The sequence below is a fragment of the Armatimonadota bacterium genome (assembly GCA_036504095.1).
GTDB lineage: Bacteria > Armatimonadota > DTGP01 > JAKQQT01 > JAKQQT01 > DASXUL01.
The window spans coordinates 50,243-75,792 of record DASXVS010000032.1; the positions used below are offsets into that span (position 1 = coordinate 50,243).

At 63.7% G+C, this 25,550-nt stretch carries 20 protein-coding genes; 10 read left to right on the forward strand and 10 right to left on the reverse strand.

Annotated elements, in window-relative coordinates; all coding sequences use genetic code 11:
* Positions 1–26 precede the first annotated feature (26 nt).
* Complete coding sequence (locus VGM51_06675) at positions 27–440, reverse strand: cupin domain-containing protein (protein HEY3412725.1); 414 nt, start codon at positions 438–440, stop codon at positions 27–29.
* Between the two features lie 108 nt (positions 441–548).
* The gene (locus VGM51_06680) at positions 549–1,754 is read right to left on the reverse strand and encodes an FAD/NAD(P)-binding oxidoreductase (GenBank protein HEY3412726.1); all 1,206 of its coding nucleotides are present in this window, start codon (positions 1,752–1,754) and stop codon (positions 549–551) included.
* 448 nt (positions 1,755–2,202) lie between these two features.
* Between VGM51_06680 and VGM51_06685 the strand changes: the two genes are divergently transcribed.
* From VGM51_06685 to VGM51_06695, 3 genes are all read left to right on the forward strand, one after another.
* Positions 2,203–4,524, forward strand: a complete 2,322-nt coding sequence (locus VGM51_06685) for a cbb3-type cytochrome c oxidase subunit I (protein ID HEY3412727.1) — start codon at positions 2,203–2,205, stop codon at positions 4,522–4,524.
* A 230-nt stretch (positions 4,525–4,754) separates the two neighbouring features.
* Positions 4,755–5,519, forward strand: coding sequence for a P-loop NTPase (locus VGM51_06690; protein ID HEY3412728.1), 765 nt, complete (start codon positions 4,755–4,757; stop codon positions 5,517–5,519).
* Between the two features lie 11 nt (positions 5,520–5,530).
* Complete coding sequence (locus VGM51_06695) at positions 5,531–6,847, forward strand: NAD(P)/FAD-dependent oxidoreductase (GenBank protein ID HEY3412729.1); 1,317 nt, start codon at positions 5,531–5,533, stop codon at positions 6,845–6,847.
* Between the two features lie 34 nt (positions 6,848–6,881).
* Here the strand turns inward: VGM51_06695 and VGM51_06700 are convergent, their stop codons facing one another.
* Genes VGM51_06700 through VGM51_06710 form a run of 3 tightly spaced genes read right to left on the reverse strand, consistent with a single transcriptional unit; the run spans position 6,882 to position 10,164 of the window.
* Positions 6,882–7,157: a UBP-type zinc finger domain-containing protein gene (locus VGM51_06700; protein HEY3412730.1), complete on the reverse strand. Its 276-nt coding sequence runs from the start codon at positions 7,155–7,157 to the stop codon at positions 6,882–6,884.
* 34 nt (positions 7,158–7,191) lie between these two features.
* On the reverse strand, positions 7,192–8,172 hold the full coding sequence (locus VGM51_06705; GenBank protein HEY3412731.1) for a DUF5996 family protein: 981 nt from the start codon (positions 8,170–8,172) through the stop codon (positions 7,192–7,194).
* 45 nt (positions 8,173–8,217) lie between these two features.
* On the reverse strand, positions 8,218–10,164 hold the full coding sequence (locus tag VGM51_06710; protein HEY3412732.1) for a hypothetical protein: 1,947 nt from the start codon (positions 10,162–10,164) through the stop codon (positions 8,218–8,220).
* A 221-nt stretch (positions 10,165–10,385) separates the two neighbouring features.
* Between VGM51_06710 and egtB the strand changes: the two genes are divergently transcribed.
* Genes egtB through VGM51_06725 form a run of 3 tightly spaced genes read left to right on the forward strand, consistent with a single transcriptional unit; the run spans position 10,386 to position 13,287 of the window.
* A complete protein-coding gene (gene egtB, locus VGM51_06715; GenBank protein HEY3412733.1) occupies positions 10,386–11,669 on the forward strand; it encodes an ergothioneine biosynthesis protein EgtB in 1,284 nt (427 codons plus the stop codon).
* Positions 11,666–12,685 (forward strand): L-histidine N(alpha)-methyltransferase, encoded by a 1,020-nt coding sequence (gene egtD, locus VGM51_06720; GenBank protein HEY3412734.1) that lies wholly within the window; start codon positions 11,666–11,668, stop codon positions 12,683–12,685. The genes egtB and egtD overlap by 4 nt, the downstream gene beginning before the upstream one ends.
* On the forward strand, positions 12,682–13,287 hold the full coding sequence (locus tag VGM51_06725; GenBank protein HEY3412735.1) for a short chain dehydrogenase: 606 nt from the start codon (positions 12,682–12,684) through the stop codon (positions 13,285–13,287). The genes egtD and VGM51_06725 overlap by 4 nt, the downstream gene beginning before the upstream one ends.
* An 83-nt stretch (positions 13,288–13,370) precedes the next feature.
* On the opposite strand, the gene VGM51_06730 is transcribed toward VGM51_06725, so the two are convergent.
* From VGM51_06730 to VGM51_06745, 4 genes are all read right to left on the reverse strand, one after another.
* A complete protein-coding gene (locus tag VGM51_06730) occupies positions 13,371–13,751 on the reverse strand; it encodes a nuclear transport factor 2 family protein (GenBank protein ID HEY3412736.1) in 381 nt (126 codons plus the stop codon).
* Positions 13,752–13,767: 16 nt separating this feature from the next.
* A complete protein-coding gene (locus VGM51_06735; GenBank protein ID HEY3412737.1) occupies positions 13,768–15,264 on the reverse strand; it encodes a glycine betaine ABC transporter substrate-binding protein in 1,497 nt (498 codons plus the stop codon).
* Complete coding sequence (locus tag VGM51_06740) at positions 15,261–16,016, reverse strand: ATP-binding cassette domain-containing protein (GenBank protein ID HEY3412738.1); 756 nt, start codon at positions 16,014–16,016, stop codon at positions 15,261–15,263. The genes VGM51_06735 and VGM51_06740 overlap by 4 nt, the downstream gene beginning before the upstream one ends.
* A 162-nt stretch (positions 16,017–16,178) precedes the next feature.
* Positions 16,179–17,375, reverse strand: coding sequence for a porin (locus VGM51_06745; GenBank protein ID HEY3412739.1), 1,197 nt, complete (start codon positions 17,373–17,375; stop codon positions 16,179–16,181).
* Positions 17,376–17,741: 366 nt separating this feature from the next.
* Between VGM51_06745 and VGM51_06750 the strand changes: the two genes are divergently transcribed.
* The 4 genes from VGM51_06750 (at position 17,742) to VGM51_06765 (ending at position 24,568) form a co-directional block, all read left to right on the forward strand.
* On the forward strand, positions 17,742–18,836 hold the full coding sequence (locus tag VGM51_06750) for a DUF1611 domain-containing protein (protein HEY3412740.1): 1,095 nt from the start codon (positions 17,742–17,744) through the stop codon (positions 18,834–18,836).
* 131 nt (positions 18,837–18,967) lie between these two features.
* Positions 18,968–21,256, forward strand: coding sequence for a CapA family protein (locus VGM51_06755; GenBank protein ID HEY3412741.1), 2,289 nt, complete (start codon positions 18,968–18,970; stop codon positions 21,254–21,256).
* Positions 21,246–23,096: an ABC transporter ATP-binding protein gene (locus VGM51_06760; protein ID HEY3412742.1), complete on the forward strand. Its 1,851-nt coding sequence runs from the start codon at positions 21,246–21,248 to the stop codon at positions 23,094–23,096. The genes VGM51_06755 and VGM51_06760 overlap by 11 nt, the downstream gene beginning before the upstream one ends.
* Positions 23,097–23,164: 68 nt before the next feature.
* Positions 23,165–24,568, forward strand: a complete 1,404-nt coding sequence (locus VGM51_06765) for a YncE family protein (GenBank protein HEY3412743.1) — start codon at positions 23,165–23,167, stop codon at positions 24,566–24,568.
* Between the two features lie 215 nt (positions 24,569–24,783).
* Here VGM51_06765 and VGM51_06770 read toward each other — a convergent pair whose 3' ends face one another.
* Positions 24,784–25,488 carry a hypothetical protein gene (locus tag VGM51_06770; GenBank protein ID HEY3412744.1) on the reverse strand — a complete coding sequence of 235 codons (705 nt, stop codon included), beginning with the start codon at positions 25,486–25,488 and terminating at the stop codon, positions 24,784–24,786.
* Between the last annotated feature and the right edge of the window lie 62 nt (positions 25,489–25,550).

Below are 25,550 nucleotides of genomic sequence, written 5' to 3' on the forward strand. Positions count from 1 at the left end.
GAGGATCCCCGAGGGCTGTTCAGGCGCTAGCCTTCGTCTCCCTGCTTCGCCGGATCGCCCACCTGCACAACCGTCAGCAGGAACACACTGTCTTCGAGGGCCTCCACACTGTGGGTGATGCCGCCCTCAAGTGACAGCAGATTCCCCTTCTTCATTTCGATCGACCGCCCGTCGTCCGTCGAGAACACGATCCTCCCGGACACGACCTGAACCGTGATCGGCCCGGAGACCCGATGGTCGTGCAGCTCGTTGCCGGTATGGAACGCAAAGACAGCCACCCTCAGAGGTCCCTCGTGGATGAGCGTAATCTGACCGTGATCTCCGTCGCGGTATTCCGGCTCCCCATAGAGCGACCTGACTTCCTCTTCAATCTGGAACTGGTGCAGCGGCCCTTCCATCCGCTGCTTGGCGTTTTCCCGCGTATCCGTTCGCTGTGACATCCAATCTTCCTTTCCATTCATAAACAGGCCGGCGTGCCAGATGATCGTCATGCCGGGCGGTGCAGACGGGCGGACGCCGATCGGGTGGCGCCCGCTCCGGCGAAAAACCTAGTGAATAGCCCCGCGCAGGTTACCGGGTGCAACCGTTTCTCCGGCCCGGATCAGGTTCCTTGCGGCATCCACCTTTTCCCAAACGTTGCACATCATCGCGCCGCGTACCTTGCCATCCCTCAGGTAGTAGATGACTCCCGTGACGTTCTCGTCCTGCCAGTCGGCGAACGTCTCAAGGCGGGAATCCACCTCCCCGACTGCCTCGTAGCCGAACTCGAACAGGTCGGAGAAGAAGAACGGCATGTAATCGTACGGCTCATCGGCCCCGGCCATGTTCCGTCCCGCCTGTTTCCCCTGGTTGAGCGCGTTATCCCAGTGTTCCACGCGCGTCCGTATCCCGAGCGCCGTATACGGGAAGCTCGCGTTATCGCCCGCCGCGTAGACGCCCGGGTCCGTTGTCCGCAGCCTGTCATCCACCACGATCCCATTCTCGACCTTCAGGCCGGCCGCCTGTGCCAGTTCCACGCCCGGGGCGATGCCGATGCCGACGACCACGATGTCGGAGGGCAGGTTCTCGCCGTTCCGGGTGTGGGTCACGAACCCCTCGCCGGACTTCTCGATTGACGCGGGCGCATCACCCGCCAGCACTCGTACGCCGCTGGCGCGGAAGTGGCCCTGAATCGCTCGCCCCAGACCTTCCGGGAAGACCCGCTGCACGAGATTCGCTTCGGGGAAGACCATGGTCACATCCACGGCATTCTCATTCAGCGCCGCCGCCATCTCCGAACCGATGAACCCTCCACCGATGACGACCGCCGATTTACCGGCCCCGGCCTGTGCGCGCATGCTCCCGTAGTCACCCAGCGTGCGGTAATGGGAGAGGCCGGGAAGGTCGCCTCCGGGGATGGAGAGCTTCCTCGGCGCGCCCCCGGTTGCGAGCAGCAGCTTACCGTAAGAGAACGTGCGGCCATCGGCGAGGTGGACCGCGCTTCCGGCGGGGTCGATGCCCGAGACGGCAGTCCCCAGCGCCATATCCACGCCTTGTCCCTGGTAGAACGCCTCGTCGTGGACGAAGATGTCCGATACCTGCTCCTTGCCCAGCCAGAGCCCCTTGGAGAGCGGCGGGCGGTTGTAGGGAAGCGCTGCCTCCGCCGCGAGGAGCAGGATGGAACCGTCTTTGTCAACCTCGCGGATGCCATCGACCGCCGATGCCCCCGCCAGTCCGCCGCCCACAAGAATGTACCGGTAATTCATCGCAGTCATGATCCATGCCTCCTTTCCTTATATCCCCTGAATTCGCGGAATCTATCCGAACCGCCAGGACCTGATGTCTTACCGCAACCCGCTGGGGACGGCGCCGTTTCACGAAGTGGACAAGAGGTACCGATCACGCGCCCTTCGATCTACGGACGTGGTCGGATGACAAACGTGCGTGGCATGATGGGGTGGGGAGCGCGCATATGGGGCGGGCGCGGGTGTACCGATGGCAATTCCAGCGCATCCCAGCGGCCCGTGATGGCGGTAGATGGCTGCCATCGCCGGGTTGCAGGAAGCTCACCGCGCGATATACAAGCCGGCTCACGCCTGCCTCGTTTCTCAAATCCTAATAACGGCCGCTCCAACCAGGGCGACGCGCCACACGCACGCACGTTGCCCGCTTAGCGCGTGACCAGGCACGGTCACACGCACTCGTTTCGCGCAGGAGGTCGCAATGAACGAGCACGTGCGGAGACTCACTGTTCCCACCCCATGGATTCAGGTCGCTCTACTGACCTTCCTTTTCGGCTTTGCGGTGCTGGGTTTCCTTGCCCGCGCGATCATCACGAACCATCCCCCCGTTCCGCGTCGGATCGTCGTCGATGGCGGAAGAGTCCTCTTCACGGGCGATGATGTCATGGCCGGGCAGCACATCTTCCAGAAATTGGGACTGATGGAGTTCGGCTCGATCTTCGGCCATGGGGCGTATCTGGGGCCGGATTTCACGGCCCAGTATCTGCACCAAGCCGGGCAGGACATGACGTCCTTTTACCTGGCCGCCGGCTTGGACGCCCCATCAGCCCAGAAACAGGTTCTCACCGACCTAAAGACCAACCGGTATGACCCCGCGACAGGCACGCTCTCGTACACGGCCGCACAGGCTCGCGCATTTGAAACTCTGGCGGTGTTCTACCGGGACTGGTTCGGGCCATCTTCCGGTCAGGTCGGGCTCCAGCGTCCGCATCTTGCCGACCCGGCCGACGTCCGGCGGCTGACGGCCTACTTCTCCTGGGCAGCGTGGGCGGCCTCGGCTGCCCGGCCGGGCCGGACGTATTCCTATACCAACAACTGGCCTCCGGAACCGATGGCCGGAAACGCACCGACTCCCGAGGCGTTCCTTTGGAGCGCTCTGAGCCTCATCTCGCTGCTTGGCGGAATCGGCTTGATCATGTTCGTCGTGGGGCGTTACGACATTCTGGGCTGGCATCATGCCGAGGACGAGGATGCAAGCCAGAGGGTTACCTTCCGCCCGCCGGAGGAGGTACGGCTTACCCCATCCCAGCGCGCCACCGCCTGGTATTTCCTGGTCGTGGCGGGTCTCTTCCTGGTGCAGGGCCTTCTCGGCGGCGCGAACGCGCACTACCACGTTGAGCCGGCCGGCTTTTACGGGTTGGGAATCTCCTCGTACTTCCCCTACAATCTCACACGGATGTGGCACCTTCAACTCGCACTCTTCTTCGTCTCGGCCAGTTTCCTCGCCATGGGTATCTTCATCACCCCGATGATCGCCCGGCGGGAGCCGAAGCATCAGGACAAGCTTGCCATTGCGCTGTTCGCGGCTGTCGTTCTCGTCGTAGTCGGGAGCCTGCTGGGTGAGGCCGCCAGCCTCAAGGGCTACATCCCGCGCAGTGGCCCCTGGTTCTGGGTCGGCGCGCAGGGCTGGGAATACCTGGACCTGGGCCGGTTCTGGCAGATACTGCTCGTCATCGGCATGGTCTTCTGGGTCTTCATCCTGGTGCGGGGGCTGCGCAGCCGCCTCGTCCACGAGCATCCGGGCAACCTGCCTTACCTGTTCCTCTACAGCGCGCTCTCGATACCGCTTTTCTACGCGGCCGGCATGATGTTCGGCAAGACGGCCAATTTCGCCGTGATGGACTTCTGGCGCTTCTGGGTCGTACACCTCTGGGTTGAGGATTTCCTGGAGCTATTCACCACGATCATGGTCGCGTACATCTTCGTCCTGATCGGTGTCGTTCGCCTGCCCACGGCGACCCGCGTGGTGTACCTGGATATCATCCTCTATTCCGTCGGCGGTGTCATCGGAACAATGCACCATCTCTATTTCTCCGGCGCGCCCGCCATCCATATGTCGCTCGGCGCTTTCTTCTCGGCCATGGAGGTCATTCCGCTTGTGCTCCTGACGTACGAAGCGTGGCGCTTCATGCGGTTGGGGAGCGCCGAGTCGGCAAACTCGGCGATGAACGTAACGAGCCGCGCGTTTCCGCACAAATGGGCGGTGATGTTCCTCATCGCGGTCGGATTCTGGAATTTCCTCGGAGCAGGTGTCTTCGGGTTCCTCGTGAACCTGCCGATCGTGAGTTACTACGAGATCGGGACGCAGTTCACCGCGAACCATGCCCACGGCGCGATGATGGGCGTCTACGGTATGCTCGCCATCGGCTTTTTCATGTTCGTGGCCCGCTATTTCATCCCGCCGGACAAGAACTCTGAGCGGGCGATGAAGATCTCGTTCTGGAGCCTGAACATAGGGCTGGCCATGATGCTCTTCGTGAACCTCGTGCCGATCGGTATCCTCCAGTTGAACGACAGCTTCACCAACGGCTACTGGCACGCGCGCGAGCCGGCGTTTTTCAGCCAACCGATGGTGCGCTTCTTCGAGTGGCTGCGGATGCCGGGAGACATGCTCTTCATCGTGGGTGGAATATTGCCCATCGTCTATCTCGCGCTGCGGATGTTCGCGGCCCGGGGGCGCTACGCCATACTCCCACCGGAAACCGAAACGGAGGAGTTCACGGAATCCTACAGGACAGCCTGATCGAAATTCCCCGTGGAACGCCCGCCGTGTGTAATCCCACGGCGGGCGTTTCGCGCGGCGGGCGATGAGACCTGAGAGCGGCCGCGGGCGTCCGCGGCCCGGAACGGGGCTGTTACTCCTCGGGTTATCCCACTGCCGGCGGGATGCACTCCAGGCAGGGGTCCGGCCCGTCGGCGCGCACTCATGCGGCGTGGCCCCAGGGGGCTCACCGTCGCCCGGAGAGACGTGAATTGACGCGAACCGCACCCATCGCTATAGGGATTGCCGGTGGACGCCCCGGCGCGGGCCGCAGGACGATTGCCATCAACCTTGCGGCTGCCGTGGCCGCCACCGGCCGGCGTGTGGGCCTCACGGGCACCGATCCCCGTGGGCCAATCATCCCGGAAATGCTTGGCGCCGCTGAACCTCGATGGCGGGACGGAAGGCTGGTCCCCGTCGAGAGATACGGCATCCAGGTGACGGCTCTCGCGTACCTGGTCAGCGAAGAGGAACGATCGGATGGCCGGCGGCCGTCCGGCGCCGACCTGGCTGACCGGTTCGCGCACCTGGTCGCATGGGACAATCTGGACATACTGTTCGTCGAGCTGCCTTCCCTGAAAGAAGCCGCGGCGTTGCTGATCCAACGGCTTGAGCTGGAAGGTACTGTGATAGTCGCCACGCCTCAGGGCGCGCAGGAAGGCGTAACCGAGGCCGCCGTCGCTGACTTCGGGCAACTCGGCGTGCCCATCCTTGGCCTTATCGAGAACCTGAGCTACTACCAATGCCGCCATTGCGGGCAGCGGAACGCTGCGGAAGCGTCCGGCGCGGTCCCGGCTCTGGCCCGGCGCCTTGGCGTTCGCTATCTCGGAGAGGTGCCGATCTCAATTGCCCTCCGGGACTGTACGGACGAGAACCGCCCGGCGGTCGCATGTGTACCGAAACCGCCGGAAGCGGCACTGTTCGAACATATGGCGGTCACGCTGTTGGCCGCCCTGGACGAGCGGGCGGGGAAGTGAAACGAGAAGCCATGGCAGTCAACACAATGAGCATCAAAAAGACCACTCCGGGGGGGAAAAGTCCACAGAAGGTGGTGATCCTCGGGAGCGGGTTCGGCGGGCTGTACACGGCCCTTCACCTCAAGAGCCGCCTCAAGCCCGGGGAGGCGGAGATCCACCTCGTCAGCCGCGAGGACCATTTCCTCTTCACCCCGCTGCTGCACGAAGTGGCGGCGGGTTTGCTGGAGCCATACGAGGTCGCGAGACCTGTCTCCACCCTCGTGGGGAAAGATATTGAATTCCACAACGCCACGGTCGAAAGTCTGGACCTGGACGCGCGCGTGGTGGCGCTGGATGGCGGCCCGCTGCCATATGACACCCTCGTCCTCGCGCTGGGCAGCGAAGCAAACTACTACGGTCTGCCCAACGTCCAGGCGGAGAGCATGCCGTTGAAGACGCTCGACGACGCGTTGAAGATGCACGACCACTTCCTGAGCCTTTTCGAGCGCGCCCGCCGCGAAACGGACCCGGACGCGCGGCGCCGCCTCCTGACGATCGTGCTTGCCGGCGCCGGATGCACCGGCGTCGAGCTTGTCAGCGAGCTCCACCATCTGATCATGCACGGCGTGCGGCAGAAATACCCCGAGCTCGACCCGGTGCGGGACATCGAGCTGGTGGTTGTGGAGGCGAGCGATCACGTTCTATGCCCCCATGACGAGGCCCTCGCCGCCAGTGTGATGGACGCCTTCCGTCGCCGCCATATCCGGGTGATGCTGCACACGGCGGTAACGGGTCGGGAGCCGGGCGCCATCCTCGTCAAAGACCTGCCCAGCGGCCGGACAGGCCGGATCTCGGCCGAAATGCTGATCTGGACCGCCGGCATCCAGCCGAACGATCTGGTTCGGGGGCTTCCACTCTCGAAAGACCCGCGCGGCAGCCTCCTTGTGGACGAGAGCCTCCAGGTGAAAGGGCATCCCGACATCTACGCGCTGGGCGACTGCGCGGCAGCGCCCTGGGAGGGAGAACAGTTCGTGCCCTGGACGGCCCAGGCTGCGCTGCAGGAAGCGCGAACCGTCGCGGCGAACATCGTGGGAGGGATTCGCGGCGGCCCCCTGGTCGCGTTCCGTTACAAGCATCTGGGCGAGGTAGCCACGCTCGGCGGCGCTGAAGGGGTGTCGGAGTTCCTGGGACTGAAGCTGAGGGGGCTCCCCGGCTGGCTTGCCGCGCGCATGGCGCATCTGGCCCGGCTGCCCGACTGGTCGGACCGCGTCCGGGTGGTTGTCGAATGGGGCGCCGATTTCCTGGGCCCGCGGGAAGTGGAAGAAGAATCCCGCACGTTGGCCCACTGACCCTTCAAGGGGGGCTCCGGTTGCGGGCGTGCTGTTATGGCCACGCGCTGGCGTCCAGCATGACCTCGTCCACGTAGCACCAACCCCAGTCCTCCCCGGGTTCGAAAGACTTGATGATGGGGTGTCCCGTGGAGTGGAAGTGCTTGGTCGCGTGCTTGTTCTTGGAGTTGTCGCAGCACCCGACGTGGCCGCAGGTCTCGCATAACCGCAGGTGGACCCATTGGTCGCCCATCTCCAGGCACTCCTTGCAGCCGTCGCCGCTCGGGGTGACCGCCTGAATCTGATTCACATGTGCGCACTGTTTCGCCATTGCACTGCCCCTTTCATCACGGACCGGACGCAATTCAGTCCCCCGTCCCCCCCGCCATCAGTTCACGGGCGTTCGGATCCTCCAGCGCCGCGCGATCCCAGCCCGCGAGATCCGCCGCCGCTTCGTAGGCGCTCTGGGCGAACGCCAGGAGCGTCGCGTCCGGGTTCGCCGCGGTGCGAACGATTTCGTAGGGTAAAACGAACTCTCCGAGCGCCGGGCTGAAGAAGGCCCCCTCCGGTTCCACTTCCGCATCCGCATACCCCGACGGCGTGGGGTAAACGTAGCTGTAGAACGCGGGGTCCTCATATCCATACCCGCCCGGCCAGAATCCAACACTGCACACCTCGTGGGAGTAAGCGGGAACGGTTATCCGGTCGGACATCACCGGCACATTGGGATGCCGCGGCGCGGGGCGCCCGGAGAAACGGCTCACGGTCAGGTCGAAGCTGCCCCAGAAGAAATGGACGGGGCTCGACTTGCCCGTAAAGCGGGCGCGAAATTCGCTGAGGACGCGAAATGCCTGCTGCAGGATGCGCGAATGCCGGTTTGCCGCGTCCGGATCGTAAGACGAGTGCACGCGATCGCGTTTGAAGGGGATAGGGTCCGGGATCTCAACCGGTACGGGCCACATATGCGGCCGGATGTCCAGCGCCTCGAGAGCGCCTATAACCTGATCGTAGAAATCGGCGCACGCACAGGGCTGGAGGCCGAGGGTGCGCGCCTCCCCGGTGCTGGACTCGATCCGCAGGACGTGGTCGATGAAATCAAAATCAATCTGGCAGAGACGCGTGCCGGACGGCATCGGCGAAGTGGTGAGGCCCCGGCATGTCACGTAAAGCGGCACCTGCCACCAGTGATTCATCTTCGGCGCCAGCGCGAGCCGGACTTTTCCTACGACCTGCGTCCACATGTGGAGTGTGGCGTAAGTGTCCTTCCAGTCGGAAAGCGGCAGCGGCGGCCAGGTTTCGTCCCGGGAAGCGTCCGTGTTCCCCGTCGCGGCCTGTGAATCTGTCATCTCCATCCCTCTTTCCTCCTGCAGCCCCACCCGGGAAAGCTGCGCTCATCGCCCCGGCAGACTGTCGATGGCCGCGCTGGTCGGCCGGCCATAGGCTTCCGGGGTCAGATACCGTCCGCGGTCGCCCGCGGGTTTATCCACCTCTGGAACGGTCCGGTGCCCCTGCGCCCAGGCGTCTTTCCGGATTCCGGTGACTTGCCAGGAGACCTCCATCCCGGGTATTCCCCCCGCGATACGGAAAGTATTCCCCTGAACTCTGCTGGCGATGAAGAGGTTGGGCGCCGGGGCGCCGATGGCGGTCAATTGGTACCGGAAGTCCATATTGAGCGCCTCGAAATACCCCGGAAGGTGAACATCGGCCTGGCCTCCAGCATCCAGGACAGCGATACCGTCGTACAGGTTCTTCATGTCCGGACTCTCGACAGACGTGTGGTAAAGGTACTTGTTGGCGGGATCCAGCGGGTGGTCGATCCTGAAGTTCTTCGTGAGGGCGTTAAGGGTACCGTTGATCTGAACTTCCCCTTCAAACCGCCCGGCGAGTCCGCCGTTGACCCCTTGTCCGGCGACTCCCACCCCGGTTTTCGAACCGCTGGGTGCGACGAGATAGCCGCCGAGGAAGCCGAAACTGCCGCCCTGACCCGATACTCCGGCCACCGCGGGCCCATTGGTGCTGAACCCGTACACACCATCCCCATTGACGCTCACACCAGAGACGCCCACGGCGCTGTTGCCGGGGATGCCGCTCGTATCCGCCGACGCGTCGTTGTAACCGAAGACGCCGTAGTTGTGGCCATTTGTGCCGGGACCGTCGTGCCCGTAGCCGTAGACGCCGTACTGACCGGCGCCGGAGACCCCGACGCCGTAGGGCGTGAGTGAGTTCGGCGGTCCGGGGCTGATGACCGTACCAAGCCAGCCCCAGCTCTGCGTCAACGCGTTGTAACCCGTTACACCTGTGCCGGACATCTCATTGCGACCGAAAACTCCACTGTCCGCCGAGCTGGACGTCTGGCCGAAGACCCCGTTGTGAACGCCGTGTCCCCACACCCCCGCGTACCCCTGCGTGCTTTCGCCAATCACTCCATACGCGCCCTGCTCCGACAAACCGTAGACGCCCGTACCGGCGCCCGAGTCGCCCCAGACGCCGACGTGCGCGCCGCTGCCCCAGACGCCGTCACCCGCTGAATTGTCGTTCTGGCCATAGATAGCCGGTAATCCGCCGGCGTGCCCCACGCCGTTTACCGCCTCGTAGCTTGCGCTTTCGCCATACACCCCGGCGCTGCTCGTGCTGATCCCGTAGACGCCGTAACTCTTGGAACTGCTGCCGTAGAGGCCGATGCCGTTGGTGCTGCTGCCCTGGGTTCCGACACCGTCCGTACTCGTGCCGAACACGCCTTTGTTGCTCGTGCTGCCTCCCCGGATGCCGTTGCCGGTGGTCGAATACCCGGCAACCGCATCGTAGTTGATGCTCAATCCGAGGATCCCGCTGTTGTTGTCCGACGAGCCTTCAATGGCCGCCCCGGTCCCGGAGTTGCGCACGTACATCGCGTTGTCCGGAGACGCAACGCTGGCCGTGCCCGAAAGCGGCAGGCTCAGGGTGGCCGAGGGTGTGTTCAGTGCGTACGGGACGCTCGCCAGAGAGTATCGCGGCGCCATTGCAGACGCTTCCCCGGCAATCTGAACCTCCACGAAATACGGCTTGTCGAACGCCAGCGATCCGAACGGGGTGGGAACCCCAAGCTGCGTCGTAAAGAGGCCGTGGCTGCCGGTCAACGTCACCGGCTTGGCTGCCTCGGTCCACAGCGGGCTGCCGCCACTGGCTACGTCATACAGCCGGAATGTGATGTTGTACGTACCGGCAGGCTTTGGCTGGCCCGCCGCGTTGACAAGAATCCCCTCAAACGAGATGGCCTGCGGGATTGCCGCGCTAATGGGCGCCGCCAGCCAGGCGGCAAACGACACTGCGCCTAACGCCGCAGATAATCCGTGCTTCAACACAGCCTCCCATTGATAGCAGTTGGGCCGCGAAAGGTTGGCGGACGGCGGCACCATCCGATTCCTGCGGACTGACAGACGCCGGCCATGGACCTGCAAGCCGTCGCCTCTTCGCGGAAGAGATGATGAATTACAATTGGAACAATCCGGGATGCGCATGCGTTTCCTTTGGCGTCCACCATCTTGATTGCGACGCCTGATGGCGTGAGGAGGAGACACTGATGCCGACCATGCCGGTCATCGAAAGGCCCGTGGCAACCGCCGGAACAATGGCAGCGCGCTACCGCGAGGTCCGGGACTTCACCGAGCGACTGTGCGAACCGCTGGAAACCGAAGACTACGTCATCCAGTCCATGCCGGACGCCAGCCCCACGAAGTGGCACCTCGCGCACACCAGCTGGTTCTTCGAAACCTTCGTCCTCTCGCCGTTCCTTGCCGGCTATCGCTCCCCGGATCCGCTGTACGAATACCTGTTCAATTCCTACTACAACGCCGTCGGCGAGCGCCACCCGCGGCCGAAGCGTGGGCTGCTCTCCCGCCCGACGGTGGCGGAGGTCTATGGTTACCGCGCGCATGTGGACGAAGCGATGCGCGACCTCCTGGCGATCTCGGAGGGCGAATTGGTGGAGCGCTTGGCGCCGGTCCTCACCCTCGGCCTGCACCACGAACAACAGCACCAGGAGTTGATTCTCACCGACCTGAAAAACGCGCTGGCGGGTAACCCGATTCGGCCCGCGTACCGGGACCGATCGAGGGAATCCCATGCTGAGGCGCCGCCCCTGAAGTGGGTTCACTTCCCGGCCGGCATCGCGTGGATCGGGCACGATGGCGGCGGATTTGCCTTCGACAATGAGGGCCCGCGCCATCGGGAATACCTGGAGGGCTTCGCCCTGGCCACGCGCCTCGTCACCAACGCGGAGTACATCGCCTTTGTGGAGGCCGGCGGCTACCGGCAGCCGCAGTGGTGGCTCTCATCCGGTTGGAACGCGGTGCAGGACGCGGGCTGGAGTGCGCCGTTGTACTGGGAGGAGCGCGACGGCCGCTGGTGGCATTTCACGCTTTCCGGGATGCGCCCGGTGGACGAAGATGAACCGGTCTGTCACGTCAGTTATTACGAGGCGGACGCCTATGCGCGCTGGGCAGGCGCCCGGCTCCCATCGGAAGCGGAGTGGGAGCAAGCGGCGGCCGGCCTGCCGGTGACCGGGAGCTTCGCGGAGTGCGGCCGCTTCCATCCGGCGCCCGCCGGCAGGGATGCCGGCCTGAGCCAGATGTACGGGGACGCATGGGAGTGGACCCGGAGCTCCTACGCCCCGTATCCAGGCTACGCGCCGGACGAGGGGGCTCTCGGCGAGTACAACGGCAAGTTCATGTGTAACCAGTACGTTCTGCGGGGCGGTTCGTGCGCCACGCCGGAGAGCCACATCCGCGCAACCTATCGCAACTTCTTCCCGCCGGACGCCCGATGGCAGTTCACCGGCATCCGCCTCGCGAAGGACGCCTCATGACCGCGATAATGCACCACGCCCCCCTGCTGGATTTCCACCCGGACACGGAATCCTTCCTCGATGATGTGCTCCACGGGCTGTCGCTGGCGCCCAAGACCCTTCCGTGCAAGTACTTCTACGACGAGGAAGGGTCCCGGCTCTTCGATGAGATCTGCGGCCTGGAAGAGTACTATCCCACGCGGACCGAGACGGCGCTGATGGAGGCGCACGCCGGCGAAATGGCCACTCTCCTGGGGCGGGACGTGGTTCTGGTGGAGTATGGCAGCGGGAGCAGCACCAAGAGCCGCATCCTGCTCGATAACCTGCCGGACCTTGAAGCCTACGTTCCGATCGACATCTCGCGCGAACACCTCTGCCGGTCGGCCGACTGTCTCGCCTGCGAATACGCCGGTCTGCCGGTTCATCCGGTCTGTGCGGATTACACGGCGCCGTTCCGCCTGCCCACGTTCGGCCGGGGGAATGCCCGGTGGTCCGTCTACTTCCCGGGTTCCACAATCGGGAATTTCCACAGACCCGAGGCGGTCCGGTTCTTGCGGCAGATAGCCCGGGTGGTCGGGCCCGGCGGCGCCCTCCTCATCGGGGTGGACCTGAGGAAAGACACACAGGTCCTGGAGGCCGCCTATAACGACCGCCGGGGCGTCACCGCGGCCTTCAATATGAACCTCCTCCGCCGGATCAACAGGGAACTTGGAGCGGATTTCAACCTGGACCGGTTCCGGCACCACGCCTTCTACAACGAGGATCGCGGCCGGATCGAGATGCACCTTCAAAGCCTGGCAAACCAGACGGTGCGCATCGACCGGGACGACGTGTCTTTCAGTGAGGGCGAGACCATTTTCACGGAGTGCTCCTACAAGTACAGCCTGGAAGGCTTCGCCGGCCTGGCAGCCGAAGCCGGATTCACCGTCCGCAGGGTCTGGACCGACGCGGCCCGCCTGTTCAGCGTTCAATACCTTGTCGCCACGAAGGTGGACCAGCCACCGGAACGGCCATATCAACACGGAGGTGTTACTTGAAAATCATCGTAATCGGTGCCACCGGCACCATCGGCAAAGCAGTGGTTCAGGCGCTCTCACCGCGCCATCAAATCGTTCCCGTGGCTCGCTCCAGTGGAGAGCATCGCGCGGACATCACATCGAACGAATCCCTTCAAACCCTGTTCAAACAGGTCGCGCCGTTTGACGCCGTCGTCATCGCGGCGGGCGAGGGGAGGTTCAAGCCGCTCGAGGAGCTTTCCGACGAGGATTTCCAGTTCTGCCTCTCCAACAAGCTGATGGGGCAGGTGAACGCGGTCCGTATCGCCATGGGGCTCATCAACGACGGAGGCAGCATCACTCTGACGAGCGGGGTTCTCGCCGGCGAGCCGACGCCCGGCAGCGCGGCCATTAGCATGGTGGGTGCGGCTCTGGAAGGCTTCGCCCGGGCGGCCGCCCTTGAGGCGCCGCGCGGCATCCGCGTGAACATCGTCAGCCCTCCCTGGGTGAGCGAGACCCTGGCCGCAATGGGAATGGACCCGTCGGGCGGGATGCCGGCCGCGGAGGTTGCGGGAGCCTACGTGGCAAGCGTTGAAGGAGTTGAGACCGGAAGCGTCCTCGATGCGCGGGTCTTCACCTTCTGAGGCACGGCCCCGGATCGATGCCTGATCGACGTCCGCCCTGCTATTTTTGGCGGGGCGGACGGTTGAAGCGAGGCGCTGCGGCGTCAGAACATCGTGTTGCCGTTTGCGGATGTGGCGGGGACCCGTTGCAGCACATCCCAGTGCTCGACGATCTTGCCATCTTCCAGTCGGAAAATGTCGATGCCCGCCCAGTCGGCGTCGCCCGGCCACTCCTGGCGGCAATGCACGGCCACGAAGTTCGCCTCCGCGATCACCCTCTCGAAGTGGACCCGCTTTCCGGGGTACTCCGCAGCCATCCGCGTGAAGTACTCGATGAACGCCTCTTTGCCGTCGGGGACGGTGGGGTTGTGTTGAATGTACTCCGCTCCCACATACCGTTCCACCGCCTCGCGCGGTTCGCATCGGTTGAACATCAAATCATAGAAGCCCGTAACGGCCTCTTTGTTGCGGTCAAGCTCGGACATCGGTGCTCCTTGCCTTTCAGCTTCGAAGGCGCAGGCCGCGCGGGATGACGACGCGGTCGAGGAGGTCGAACCCGCCCTGGACAAGCAGGGCGAGGACAGCCACCGGTATGGCGCCCTGGAGGATGAGGTTGTTGTCCCGCAGGGCAATGCCCTGGAGGATGGGGTTGCCAAGGCCGCCGGCGCCGATCAGCGCGGCCAGTGTCGCCGTGCCGACGTTGATGACGGCGCTGGTCTTGATGCCGGCCATGATGGAGGGCGTGGCCATCGGAAGGAGAACCCGCACCAGCCGCGCCATCGGAGACAGGCCCAGCGCCTCCGCCGCTTCGGAAAGGTTGGCGGGGATGGTCGAGAGGCCTGTGTAGGTATTGCGAACGATGGGCAGCAGGCTGTACAGGAAGAGCGCCACGAGCGAAGGCACGATGCCGATGCGGTGAAAGAGCGCGATGAGGAAGGCGAGAAGCGCGAGCGAGGGGATCGTCTGGAGCAGGCCGGCGCCGGAAAGCGTGAGCCCGGCGAGGAAGCGGGAGCGGGCCGCCAGTATCCCGAGCGGTACGCCCACGAGGATCGCAGCCAGTAGCGACACGGCCACGAGTTCCATATGCGTGAGAGTGTTCCGGGCGATGTCCCGCGCCACGCTGGAAACGGGCGCCGCGCCGGTGTCCTGGCCCAGCGTATCGCGCAAGAGCGCCGCGGCGGCGTCCTCCGAGGTGCGCTTCCCCAGGACGACCGCGGCGTTCGCCCGTATCATGGCCGCTTCATCCACGTGGCCGGCGAGCCGTCCCATGGCGGCGAAAACGGCGGGCGCGCGGCGCGGCAGTTCCAGCCGGTAGAGGAGGACGGCATCGTACCGGGGGAAGAAGCCCCGATCGTCTTCCAGCACCCTGAGGTTCAGTTTCGCGATCTGGGCGTCCGTGGTGTAGATGTCCATCACATCCGCCTCGCCGTTGGCGAGCGCGCCATAGGCCAGGTCGTGCTGAATGCCCCGCACGTCGCGCATGTGCAGCCCGTAGACGCCGGCGAGGCCGGGAAAGCCGTCCTTGCGGCCGATGAACTCGTGCGAAAGCGCGAGGCGAAGGTCCGGGTGCGCGGCGAGGTCCGAAAGCTTGTAGAGGCCGTATTTCTTCTGTGTACCCGGCAGCACGGCGAGCGCGTACCCGTCGTTGAACCCGAGGGAATCGCTTACGCCGATGCCGCGCGGCTTCAGAAAAGCGCGCATTTCGGCGACGGATGGCCTTCCGCGGGACTTCATGAGCACCTCGGCGATCGTGCCGGTGTACTCTGGATAGATATCGATGCCGCCGGACTTGAGCGCCTGGTACACGATCTCCGTGCCGCCCAGGTTCTTTCGGTGTTCCACCTCCGCCGACCCGGTTTGCCGCGCGAGCTGGGCCAGCGCATCGCCCAGTATCCACGATTCCGCGAACGCCTTCGAGCCGATGGTCACCGCCGGCCGCGCGTGGGCGCCGGCGGCGCCGAGCAGAAGCCACAGCAGAAGCGCCGCGGTGCGCCTCATCCGGCAGCCTCCGCGGTATCGCTCCAGAGCGGGCGCTGGGCACGGATGAACTCCGTGACGAACGGGTCCGCCGGCTGCTCCAGCAAATCCCTGACGGCCCCGCGCTGAACGATGCGACCGTCCCGCATCATCGCGATCTCGTCCCCCAGGTAGCCCGCCTCGCCCATATCGTGCGTCACGAAGAGGACCGTCTTGTTCAAGCGCTGAAAGATCGCCTTCAGGTCCTCCTGGAGGCCGGAGCGGACGATGGGGTCCAGCGCGCCCAGAGGCTCGTCCATCAGAAGCGCCTTCGGGTCCAGCATCAAGGCGCGCATCAGGCCCACGCGCTGGCGCTGTCCGCCGGAGAGTTGCACGGGGTAGCGGTCCAGAAGGTACGGCTCGATGCGCGCCAGGTCGCACAACTCCGATAGGCGCTGGCCGATGCGTTGCTCGTCCCAGCCTAGGTGCCTGGCGACGAGGGCGATGTTGCCGGCGGCCGTGAGGTGGGGGAACAGTCCGCCGTCCTGTATCACATAGCCGATACGCCGTCGCAGCGCCATGCGTGTCTTCTCCGTCATCGCCGCACCGTCGACCGCGACGGCGCCGGAATCGGGCGTGAGGAGGCCCACCACGAGGCGCAGCAATGTGGATTTTCCGCACCCGCTCGGACCGATGAGCACAAGCGTGCGCTGCGGCGGAACCTCCAGAGTGGTGTTGGCGAGGGCAACCTTGCCGTCGAAGGACTTGCTTACGTTGTTGAGCGATATTTGCATGGCATGAGGCAAAACCCTTTCGGGTCTTGCCTGAGTATGCCACGCGCGCTTCGCCGGCTTCCACTTACCCCGCATGAAACGGGGGCGGTTGCTATTGGCTGGGTAAGCCCAGGCTCAACGCCCACTTCACCGCCGGCACGACTGAGAGCCGCCCGCGCGGCTCTAGAAGCGATACTGCCCCTGGAGCGTGAGAAGATCGTCGGTGCGGGAGCGACCCTGCTGCAACGCCCGGTCATAAAGGGTGAGCTTCGGTGACTCCCAGGCCACTGTCAAGCGGATATGGTCGTCCACATCCTGAATCGCGGCGATTCCCCAGCTCCGAATCTCCCCGTCCCCATCGAGCCGGAATCTGTTATCCGTGTCCGGATCGAATGAGGCGTACCGCGCGGCCAGCGAAAGGCTGTTGGACAGAGGGTGTTCGTAAGAGGCGAACCAGGCCCGCGCCGGAGCCGTGCCGTATGGGTCCCCCTCCCCAAGGTTGAGCGCCATATCGCGCGCACCGATGTACTCGGCCCGGGCTTCGCCGCCTGCGACATCTTCCGCATGGGCCGCCACTGCCCATCGCTTGCGGTCGATGTGCATCCCGGACACGGTTTGCTGGCCCTGGTAAAGCGATATCGACGCCTCAGCCCGGGGGTTGAGCGAGTGGTGGATTCGGGCTATGAGGTCTTTGTAGTTGTCGGTATCCTGAAGCCGTCCGGCCTGACGGACCGACCTCCCGTTCGTGATCGCCAGGTCGAAATCCGTCGTCCTGGACAGTCCTCGGGAGACATTGAAGCCCTGATCACGTGTGTGGGGGAACAGCGTGGACCATCCCGCGGGGAGTTCCGGGAATTCCCGGTCAGCCGAAGACCGCTCGATCTCCGCGCCGAAGGGATATAGAAACTGGCCGCTGCGCAGGGTCCAACCAGCAACGTGGTTCCGGCGCGGCGTGATGTGCCAGTCGAAGTAGGCATCTCGCACCTTCGTATTATTCTGGCCACCATCAAGAGACAGGACGAAGCGCCCGTTCTCCGTCCGATGGCTGATACGCAGGCGCGCCCTTCGCACGAGGAAATTGCTGGAGGGCTGAACGTTCTTTTGAAACGTCGCGCGGGCCTGGATGTACCCGGTGATGGTTGTGCGGTTCTGGCCGGCGGCGGCCGCGCCCCCCACTGCTCCGACGGGAGCTTCTGCGCTCGCGTGGGCAGACGCAACCTCCTTCAGGGCATCGGCGCGAATCGCGTCCGCGTCGGTCTGCGTGATGATACCGCGCCTCACCAGGCCGCGGAGGATGGCTTCGCCCATCTCATCCGCCCGCGCGGCCGTTCCGGCCCCTGCCAATATTCCAATAACGAGGATCGCCAGCAATCTCTTCATTGTTCGTCTCCAGTGTTCAATCGCGTTTCTGCCGCATATGGTCAGTCTACAGCCCGTCAACCGGGAAACACACCGTCGAAATGCCTCATGGAACATACATCGTCCCATTGGTGTCGAAAATATAGAGAATACTGAATATTGATGAGGGAGGTCATCGAAGGAGCAGACGTCGCATCCCGGTTTGGGCTGTCCACACTGGGCCGTTTCGTTGACACCGCTTTCGTGGCGGTAGGCTACTCAGCTTGGGCTGTAGATCGTCCGTCAGTTAGACGTATGGGCTTCCCCCAGACCATTTCAGCTCTCCAATGAACGGCCAAACATTCCTGGGCTGTCTGCACGCAATAGTTCGATTTTAGGAGGACCCGTATGATTCATCTCGATAGTGAGACACAAAGGAAGATCAAAGTACCCTACGCCCTTCGCCGCGTACCTGCCGAATGCCTCTCAACCGTGCTCCCGCTTCCCCTCAAGATCAATGCGGGGGACATCGCGTTGGCGGAGGTGGAGACGATCGGCAAGAACAACCGTCTGGAACTCACGTCGGGGCGCAACGCAATGCTCCACGTGGGGGATCGGATTGCGGTTGTATTCGGCAACAGATACGCCACCCAACAATTCGAGGGTTACGCCGGCAAAACATCAAAGGGCTGTGACCTGATGTCCATCGGCGGCCTCTGCGGCCAGGTAAAGAGCAAGCACGCGGGCGTATCCGGCCCAACCAAGCTCCGACTACTTGGACTGCTTGGCGACTCGGTCGGCTATCCCTCCTCGCTTCGGCACTTCCCGGTTGAGCCGACTTACGACGGCCCAAGACCCCGCGTCGTCGTCGTATGCGGATCGGCGATGGATTCCGGGAAGACGCATGCCGCCATGAGCCTGGTCATCGGCCTCAAAAAGACGCACGAAGTGGCAGGTGTGAAACTCACAGGAACCGCCGCCGGCAAAGATACCTGGCACCAACTGGACGCCGGAGCATGCGTCGCTTTGAATCACGTAGATGGCGGCTTCGAGTCCACCTACATGTGTTCACTGGACGAGCTGCTGGATCTGAACCACCGCTTGGTCGCCGAGGCGGCCGCCCACGGGGCGGAGTGGGTGGTCATGGAGATCGCCGACGGCCTCTTCGAGCGTGAAACAGCCGCGCTGCTTCAGTCGCACTGCTTTACATCAACCGTGGACGCGTGGATATTCTCCGCCGGCGACCCCCTGGCCGTACACGGTGGCGTTGGGATTATGCACGGGTGGGGGCTGAAACCAGTCGCGGTTTCCGGGCTGGTTTCAATGAGCCCTCTCGGTATCCAGGAAGCGGAGGCAGCGACGGGTCTGCGGTGTCTCACCGCCCAGGAACTCCAGGCCGGGGTACTGAATGACACCCTCCTGTCCCTGCCTCGCGCCATGGTACCCCATGGTGGTCGCGTTGAGTGCGACGACTCCCCTCGGCACGAGCTTCTGGCCGTATGAGCCGCGGCCGCGTGTACGAATGGGCTCCCGACGCCACCCGACCGCTCGGCGGTCGAGTGGCGTCGGCCATCGTGCGTCTTCCCCGGCTGGAACCCTCTCAGGAAGGGCGCCCACGCCTGTGGGGTCGATACGTGCGAGTAAGGAACGCGAGCTGGCTGAACGTAAGCGGGCCCGATGGGGAATCCTATCGACCGGAACCTGTCGGCTGCGCGCAACCGGACGCCGACGGGGATTTCCTGTACGAGCCGGTGCGGGGAGGCGGACGGGTAGACAAGATGCCGGTCCCGGGGCCACTCCGCCGGGCCCGCTACATCGAAGCGTCCCGCTTCGGTGAGGTGAACACCTATTATCACCTGGACCTCATCGCTGGGTACATGGACGGCTTGCTTCACGAATTGGGCATGCCATCCCTGCCGCCCATCGTTGCGGTGGTCAACGCCCATCATGCGGCGACAGAGACGGATCTGGTTCGCGACGGAGTGCTGAAGAGCAAAGGTTGGCTGCCTTTTCAGGGCGGACACTACCGGCTGCCCAGCCGAACGTTCGACATCCAGGAATACGAACCCGTATCCCCTGATGGTGAGATACATCTCGGTCCCGGCTGGCAGTTGTGGACACACGGGGCTTTGCCGGATTGCGCCGGCACCGCGTACCGTGCCAACGCCTCGCACAACGCCGGGATACTGTACCACGAATACGGCCACCATCTGACAAGGCATACCGCCGATTTCCGGGCGAATTCGTTGCGTGCGCCGGATAACCAGAACAACCGAAAGTCGGCGATGGACGAGGGAACGTGCGACTACTGGGCCGCCGTGATGCTTCAAACGCCCCACATCTGGGCGTGGCACCGCCGGCACGACGAACAGGAGGTTCACGCCCGAAGCCTTGTTTCCTCCGCGACAATGGCCGATTTTGACGCGTCACCGACCGCCGACGCGCATGCGAACGGCACGATCTGGGGAACGGCGCTTTGGGATTTCCGAACGGCCGTCGCCCTCGCCGAGGCCGGGGACGGCCGTCGCGCCGACCGTCTTGTCCTGCAAGCGCTCCACCTTATGGGGCGCTGGTACGGGGAGAAGGAAAGGGCAACCGTGAAAGGCGTATGCAGGGCCAGACAGGAGTTCGCGACAGGGCTTGCCGCTCTGCTTCAGGCCGACAACGATCTGTATGGTGGTGCGTATCGCGACAGCCTCCTCTCCGCGTTCGCCCGGCGCGGGATCACTCCCGATCCGGGCTGGAACGCTCCCGCGAGAGACGTACTGCTTCGCGCCCGCCTGCATGCGTCCGAGGAGGGCGGGCAGCCTGAATCCGCAGTTTCGCCGATAGACAAACTCCGGAAGCACGTGCCTGCAGACGAAATCCCCTGCGACGGGGATCTGCTTTCGGCGGAGGGCCTGGCGGACCGTTTGGCACGCTGGGAGGATCCACCGTTGTCCCTTCTCGCCGGCGGTGACGTGATGCTGGGCGGACGAGCCAAATCGGTACTCCAGACCGGCGGGTTCGACCACCCGTTCGCCGCCGTGCTCCCGCTCCTGCGCCGCTCCCCCGTCGTTCTGGCCAATCTGGAGGGGCCGCTGGCGCGAAAGGCGCAGAAGCAGTCGCGCAACTACTCCTATAAGGCGAACCCACGCTCGGGATCCGCCCTCGCACGGGCCGGCATAAACGTCGTTACTGTTGCGAACAATCACCTGACGGATTGCGGCCGGGAAGGCATCCTGGAGACCCTGGATGCGCTCGAATCGGCAGGGGTGGCGCCCCTCGGCGGCGGAAGGGATGCCGAAGCCGCGCACCTGCCCGTAGTCATGGATTCGGGCGACATCACCATCGGGCTGCTCGGCTATTATTGGAACCGACGATGCGCCGCCATAGGTGATCTCCCCGGCGGCGCCATGGACACGCCGGAATCGCTGGAGGATGATATACGGCGCCTCCGAGGGCGTGTTGACCGCGTGGTCGTGGCGTTCCACTGGGGCGTACCCTACGAGCGGGAGCCATTGGCGGAAGACCGCGCCAAGGCGCAATTCGTCATCGACTGCGGCGCCGACGCCGTCATCGGCTGCCATCCACACGTCCTCCAGCCATTCGAGGTCTACCGGGACCGGCCCATTTTCTACAGCGTCGGAAACTTTGCGTTCGGATCCGGCAACAGCAAGGGTGAAGGTCTGCTGGTGGGGCTGCGGTTCGATCCGACTTCTACCACCGTATCGGTGTATCCGCTCTACGTGAAGAATCGCGATCCCCGAGTAGACTACCAGCCCAAGGTGCTGACAGGCGCGGGCGCCGAGAGCGTGCTGCGACGGCTTAAGGGGATTTCAGGAACCGCGGGGCAAATGCTCAACATCGAGGGTGGCCGCGGCGTTCTTCGTCTCCCGTTCGATACCGCCATAACGAAAGAGGCATCCGTGAATGCTGCGTAGATGGACAAGAGGCGACCCGGCGACTCCGTGGTGGTGGGACCTCCTCCCGCTGCTGCGGCCTTTTCGGCGCCCCTTATTCTGGGCGGGACTCGCGATGGTGGGCGACGCGATGGTCACGGCGCTGCGCCCGTGGCCGCTTAAGGTAGTCACCGACCGTGTTCTCTCCCACAGAGCCACCCGTGTGCCGTTCATCGGCCACTGGCTCCAGCATGCTCCTCTTGACAGGATGCACATCCTGTATGGCGCGTGCGCTACAACCCTCCTGATCGCTCTGACTACCGGGGTCTTGACATACCTCTATACCCGCTCGATGGGCGATATCGGCCAACGATTCGGCTACATTTTGAGGCGGGATCTCTTCGCCCATATGCAGCGCCTCTCGCTCCGGTTCCACGATCGGCAGCGAACGGGGGACCTGATCACGCGCATCACATCCGATGTGCGGTCCATCCAGGACCTGGTGGAGAACGGCGCGATCACGCTCATGAGCAATGCCTGCCTGCTGGCCGGGATGCTCGTGTTGATGTTCTGGCTGAACTGGCGCTTCGCCCTGGCGGCGCTTTCCGTGGCGCCACTGCTGTTCTGGACGGTGTTCCGCTACACCCGCAGGATCAAGATCGCCGCGCGCCAGGGTCGCATCAGCGACGGCCTGCTCGCCTCGGTTGCCCAGGAAACCCTGGCGTCGATCCGTGTGGTGCAGGGATTGGCCCAGGAAGAGCAGCAGGACGAAAGATTCCGCATCCAGAGCGAAAACAGCCTGGAAGCCTACAGAGTAGGCGTTTACTACCAGGCGAAAGTTGCTCCCTATGTGGATATGCTCGCCGCCATTGGGCTCGCCGTCGTTATGTGGTACGGGGCCACGCGGGTGCTGAGCGGTGAGCTGACCACCGGGGACGTGATTGTGTTCTTCGCCTATGTTACGAACCTCTACAGCCCCATGAAAGCGCTTTCGCGTCTGTCTTATTCCTTCAACAAGGCCAGTGTTGGCGGCGAAAGGGTTGCGGACGTGCTGCGCACCCAGCGCGAAGTGACCGATCACAAGGGCGCTCATCCCGCGCCTCGCCTGCGGGGCTCCATCGAATTTCAGGACGTCTGCTTCGAGTACATTCCGGGCCGCCCAGTGCTCAACCATATCAACCTCTGCATACAGCCGGGAGAGCGGGTGGCCATTGTTGGATCAACCGGGGGCGGAAAGAGCACGTTGGTCAGCCTGCTTCCACGCCTCTACGATCCGACCTCCGGATCCGTGCTGATCGACGGCGAAGATATCCGGAAGTACCAGCTTAACACATTGAGGGAACAGATCAGCATGGTCCTTCAGGACTCGCTGCTGTTCCGCGGCACCGTTCGGGAGAACATTGCCTTTGCGCGGCCCGATGCGACCGATGCGGAGATCAAAGCGGCGGCGGTTATTGCGAGCGCGGACGAGTTCATCAGCCGTCTGCCTGAAGGGTATGAAACGATGGTGGCCGAACGTGGCAGCACGCTCTCCGGAGGGCAAAAGCAGCGCATCGCCATCGCCCGGGCGATCGTGCGAGACGCGCCGGTTCTCATTCTGGATGAACCCACAAGCGGCCTGGACGCGAGTTCCGAGCGCATCGTCATCGAGGCGCTTGAAAGGGCCGCGATGGGACGCACAACCCTCATCATCGCGCACCGACTTACAACGGTGCGCTTCGCGGATCGGATCATAGTGCTGGACCGCGGCCGCATAGCCGAGGCGGGGACGCCGGAGGACTTGCTGGCAATGAACGGACACTATGCGAAATTACATCGGCTTCAGTTTGGGGCCAAATCTGCCGGCGTGGCTGTGCCGGCCCCCCCGGCCCCGTTACCCTGACCGACTATCGCCACCTGGATCAGGCTGGCTCTCCCGGGCGTCCGGGCTCTCTGAACGAAGGGACTCCAATGAGCACATACATGAAGCACCTGACCATCGCGATGGCGGTGGTGGCAGGCTGCATACTGCAGACTCGGATCGCGCGCGCAGAAACCGTTGTCGCCACCGTTACCGTGGGCGCGGCGCCGCACTCCGTGACGGTGGATTCGGTCACGAACCGCGCCTACGTGACCAACTACGGCACAACCGCGCTGCCCGGGACTACGGTGTCCGTAATCGATGGCGCAACGACAACAGACACCGTCATGAAGACAATCTCCGTAGGGATTCACCCCCGCTCCGTCTCGGTGAATGCCGCGACGCATATGGTGTACGTGACAAACTACTTCGGCGACAGCGTATCAGTGATCAACGGAGACCCGAGCAGCCCCACCTACAACACTGTCCTCACAACCATCGCCGTCGGGCCGCATCCGCGCACGATTAAGGTCAACCCCGCGACAAACCGCGTGTACGTGGCGAACTACGGTACCACGAGCGTGCCGGGGACAACCGTCTCCGTGATCGACGGCAGTCCGGGCAGCGCGACATTCCACACGGTGGTCAAGACCATTATCGTGGAATCCAACCCACGGCATATCACCCTCAATCCGACGACGAATACCCTCTATGTCGCAAACGAAGGAAGCGCGAGCGTAACCGTCATCAATGGCGCCAACGACACCTTTGTCAAGACCATCCCCGTCGGTCTGAATCCGTATGACATCGCGGCCGACACGACGACTAACCAGGTCTACGTCGCCGATGCCGGAACAGACACGAATATCAGCAACAGCATCTCCGTGATCGACGGCAACCCAGGCAGTTCCACGCTCAACACCGTGGTAAAGACCATACCGGTGGGCATCCAGCCCCGGTCCATCGCCGTGAACTCCAGGACCAACACGTTGTACGCGGCGAATTACGGGACGGCCAATACTCCGGGGAACACTGTCTCCGTAATCAATGCAGACCCATTGAGCCCCGGGTACAACACGGTGGTGAAGACGCTGGGCGTCGGACTGAACCCTCATGCCGTCCAGGTGAACGGTTCCACTAATCGCATCTATGTCGCCAATTACGGAAGCGACACCGTTTCTGTCATCGATGGCGCTACCAATACCATCTTGCCGGTAAACCTTCCGACAGGGACCAATCCGTACGCGGTGGCTCTCAATACCACCACCGGCCGTATCTTCGTCGCAAACTACACAAGTGACAATGTGACGATCATCCAGGGGCCGCAACCATTGCAGCCGTTCACGATCGCCGACGCTGTACTGGCGCTGAAAGCCGCGGGCGGCCTTTCACCCACCACTCCGTCAGAAGTATTGCGCTTGAACGTGGTGGACGGTTCGCCCGCCGGCGTAGTCGATTTCTTGGACGCCGTCCGCATCGCGCGCAAGGTGGCGGGGCTGGAGGCAAACCCCTGAAGGGAAATGGGAAGTTCTAATTGATGAACGCCGGACATCCTGCGTTCATCGTCTTAGCGGCATAGCGTCGCGGGCCCGAGGACGGTCCGTGGCGCGCAATACGGCACGTGACCACGCCGGGCGGCGGTACACCGAGTGCTGCGGGGACCTTGAACAAGGGTGTCAACCCCAATGGTGTTGCCCGAAATAGCGCGGTGGGCGAAGGCGTGATCCGCTCAGATGATTCCGGCGAAGGCTTTCACGAGGTTCACGCCCAGGTCCGCCGTGTCCAGCCAGCGGTTCATATGCGTTTCGGCCTTCTGGTTCTGCGTCCTTCGGAGGCGCCACTCGGTATATGTGGGCTCGCTCCCCGCCTCGGTGTATGCGTCTTCCCGTTCGATAACGATGTGCGGGTAACGGGTACCGAATAGCTGGGTTTCGACCAGACCCGTGCGCGTCTCGCGCTGGTAGATGGGCCCACCGGGCGAGGTGTCGCGCACAAACTCGAGTGTTGCGCAGAGGATTTGCTCAACCATATGCCGCCGCAGGCCGGACCGGTCAACGCTCTTTCCGGCCGGCAGCATAGCCAACTTGTCGTCCTTGTGGTACCGGCGCATCAGGACGATCTCCCGGGTGCTAGCCTCCAGCAGATTCCCCAGCGTGTCCTGGACCATCTGGCTGTACTGGCGTTCTGCCGGCGTATATGGCGTTTCGCGACGGGTTGCGAATAGATCGTTTTGGCGAACGGGCGCCGCTGCACCGGTCAGGATGCCGGTGTTGCCGCCGTTGATGCCGCTATCGTCCGACCTGTTGGCGGCATGCACTGAAAACGATGGGATAGCGGAAAGGCGGCCGCGGTCAGCGGCGATTGTGCGACCGTTCCGCCGGGCCGAAGTTACCTTATGGTCGGTGCCTGCCCTATTTGGGTATAGTTCTGTCATATTGCTTTGCGGCGGGCAAGAACGCGCCTTTCGCCGCTCCCACAATTAAGATACCACCATCG

Bases quoted from the DNA above. Each gene is read 5' to 3' on its own strand.
- egtB (HEY3412733.1), top strand. From the start codon at position 10,386: ATGCCGACCATGCCGGTCATCGAAAGGCCCGTGGCAACCGCCGGAACA.
- egtD (HEY3412734.1), top strand. From the start codon at position 11,666: ATGACCGCGATAATGCACCACGCCCCCCTGCTGGATTTCCACCCGGAC.
- VGM51_06675 (HEY3412725.1), bottom strand. From the start codon at position 440: ATGTCACAGCGAACGGATACGCGGGAAAACGCCAAGCAGCGGATGGAA.
- VGM51_06765 (HEY3412743.1), top strand. From the start codon at position 23,165: ATGAGCACATACATGAAGCACCTGACCATCGCGATGGCGGTGGTGGCA.
- VGM51_06685 (HEY3412727.1), top strand. From the start codon at position 2,203: ATGAACGAGCACGTGCGGAGACTCACTGTTCCCACCCCATGGATTCAG.
- VGM51_06745 (HEY3412739.1), bottom strand. From the start codon at position 17,375: ATGAAGAGATTGCTGGCGATCCTCGTTATTGGAATATTGGCAGGGGCC.
- VGM51_06705 (HEY3412731.1), bottom strand. From the start codon at position 8,172: ATGACAGATTCACAGGCCGCGACGGGGAACACGGACGCTTCCCGGGAC.
- VGM51_06680 (HEY3412726.1), bottom strand. From the start codon at position 1,754: ATGACTGCGATGAATTACCGGTACATTCTTGTGGGCGGCGGACTGGCG.
- VGM51_06735 (HEY3412737.1), bottom strand. From the start codon at position 15,264: ATGAGGCGCACCGCGGCGCTTCTGCTGTGGCTTCTGCTCGGCGCCGCC.
- VGM51_06740 (HEY3412738.1), bottom strand. From the start codon at position 16,016: ATGCAAATATCGCTCAACAACGTAAGCAAGTCCTTCGACGGCAAGGTT.
- VGM51_06760 (HEY3412742.1), top strand. From the start codon at position 21,246: ATGCTGCGTAGATGGACAAGAGGCGACCCGGCGACTCCGTGGTGGTGG.
- VGM51_06770 (HEY3412744.1), bottom strand. From the start codon at position 25,488: ATGACAGAACTATACCCAAATAGGGCAGGCACCGACCATAAGGTAACT.
- VGM51_06700 (HEY3412730.1), bottom strand. From the start codon at position 7,157: ATGGCGAAACAGTGCGCACATGTGAATCAGATTCAGGCGGTCACCCCG.
- VGM51_06730 (HEY3412736.1), bottom strand. From the start codon at position 13,751: ATGTCCGAGCTTGACCGCAACAAAGAGGCCGTTACGGGCTTCTATGAT.
- VGM51_06695 (HEY3412729.1), top strand. From the start codon at position 5,531: ATGGCAGTCAACACAATGAGCATCAAAAAGACCACTCCGGGGGGGAAA.
- VGM51_06750 (HEY3412740.1), top strand. From the start codon at position 17,742: ATGATTCATCTCGATAGTGAGACACAAAGGAAGATCAAAGTACCCTAC.